The 1,529-nt window shown below is 64.8% G+C and carries 2 protein-coding genes; both read right to left on the reverse strand.

Annotation, left to right across the window (positions count from 1 at the left end; all coding sequences use genetic code 11):
- Nucleotides 1-121: 121 nt before the first annotated feature.
- Nucleotides 122-238, reverse strand: coding sequence for a cytochrome bd-I oxidase subunit CydX (gene cydX, locus QMZ25_RS18040; RefSeq protein ID WP_053520342.1), 117 nt, complete (start codon nt 236-238; stop codon nt 122-124).
- 27 nt (nt 239-265) lie between these two features.
- Complete coding sequence (gene cydB / locus QMZ25_RS18045; protein WP_053520343.1) at nt 266-1,417, reverse strand: cytochrome d ubiquinol oxidase subunit II; 1,152 nt, start codon at nt 1,415-1,417, stop codon at nt 266-268.
- Nucleotides 1,418-1,529 lie beyond the last annotated feature (112 nt).

The raw sequence follows: 1,529 nt of genomic DNA on the forward strand, positions 1-1,529 counted from the left end.
ACAGGATTCGAACCTGCGACCTCTACGTCCCGAACGTAGCGCTCTACCAGACTGAGCTACACCCCGAAGGAGCCGCCTAAGATACCGTGTGAAGGCCTGGGCGGCAAGGTTTTTTTACATTTCAGCGACGATTCTCTGTGTCGATGCGGTTCTGTTCGCGGGCTTCGAACCACATGCCGTTGAGGATGGCGACCGTCGAGGCGAGGCCGGCGCCGAGGATCCAGGCGAAATACCACATGTTCGGTTCTCCTTGGGAGGCAGGGGATCAGTAGGCGTTGGGGTTGCTGCCCATTTCATCGCTGGTGGTCTTGCCCTTGAGCACGCGGTACACCCAGGTGGTGTAAGCGAGGATGATCGGCAGGAACACCACCGTGGCCAGCAGCATGATCCACAGGGTCAGATGGCTGGACGAGGCATCCCACACGGTCAGGCTGGAGGTGGGCTGGCTGGATGACGGCAGCAGGAACGGGAAGATCGCGAAGCCGACGGTCAGGATGATGCCGGCGATGGCTGCGCCGGAGGCGATGAAGGCCAGGCCGCCGCGACGGGCACGCAGCAGCACCGCGCTGGCGAGCAGGCCAAGCAGGCCGACCAGCGGCGCCAGCAGGGTAGCCGGCATGGTGCTGTAGTTGCGCATCCAGCCGCCGGCCGCGCCCAGCTCGGCGCTCTTCAGCAGCGGGTTGGTGGCGCCGTCGGTGATCACCTGCGAGGTGATCTGGTAGCCCGGCAGGCCGAAGGCCACCCAGGCTCCCCCCACCGCGAACAGTGCGAAGGCGATCAGCGCGGCAATGCTGCCAAAGCGTGCCGAGCGTTCAGCCACCGGGCCATCGGTCTTGATCACCAGCATCGCGGCACCGTGGGCCACCAGCATGGAAACGCTGAGCAGGCCGGCCAGCAGCGCGAACGGCATCAGCAGCCCGAAGAACGAGCCGGTGTAGAAGATGCGCATGCTGTCATCGAAGTGGAACGGCACGCCCAGCAGGACGTTGCCCACCGCCACGCCCATGATCAGCGCAGGGATGAAGCCGCCGATGAACAGCGCCCAGTCCCAGGTGTTGCGCCAGCGCTCGCCCGGCATCTTGCTGCGGAACTTGAAGCCGACCGGGCGCAGGATCAGGGCAAACAGGATGACGAACATCGCCAGGTAGAAGCCTGAGAAGCTGACCGCGTACAGCGGCGGCCAGGCGGCGAAGATCGCACCGCCACCCAGGATCAGCCACACCTGGTTGCCTTCCCATACCGGGCCGATGGTGTTGATCACCAGCCGGCGCTCGGCGTCGGTGCGGGCCACGAAAGGCAGCAGCGTGCCCACTCCCAGGTCGAAACCATCCATCACCGCGAAGCCGATCAGCAGGATGCCGAGCAGCAGCCACCAGATCACGCGCAGCGTGGTGTAGTCCAGAAGAATGAAATCCATCTTGGTTTTCTCCTGCCTCAGGCCTGGCCGGCGGCCGGCGCTGCGGCGTACCGCTTCGCCTGCCGGACGCTCGTTGCACGCACTTCCTTCACCTGCCACATCTTCTGACCTT

Origin of the sequence: Stenotrophomonas sp. RS-48 (genome assembly GCF_030053245.1) — a bacterium.
GTDB lineage: Bacteria > Pseudomonadota > Gammaproteobacteria > Xanthomonadales > Xanthomonadaceae > Stenotrophomonas > Stenotrophomonas maltophilia_P.

Coding starts and splice junctions, on each gene's coding strand:
- cydX (WP_053520342.1), bottom strand. CDS start 238: ATGTGGTATTTCGCCTGGATCCTCGGCGCCGGCCTCGCCTCGACGGTC.
- cydB (WP_053520343.1), bottom strand. CDS start 1,417: ATGGATTTCATTCTTCTGGACTACACCACGCTGCGCGTGATCTGGTGG.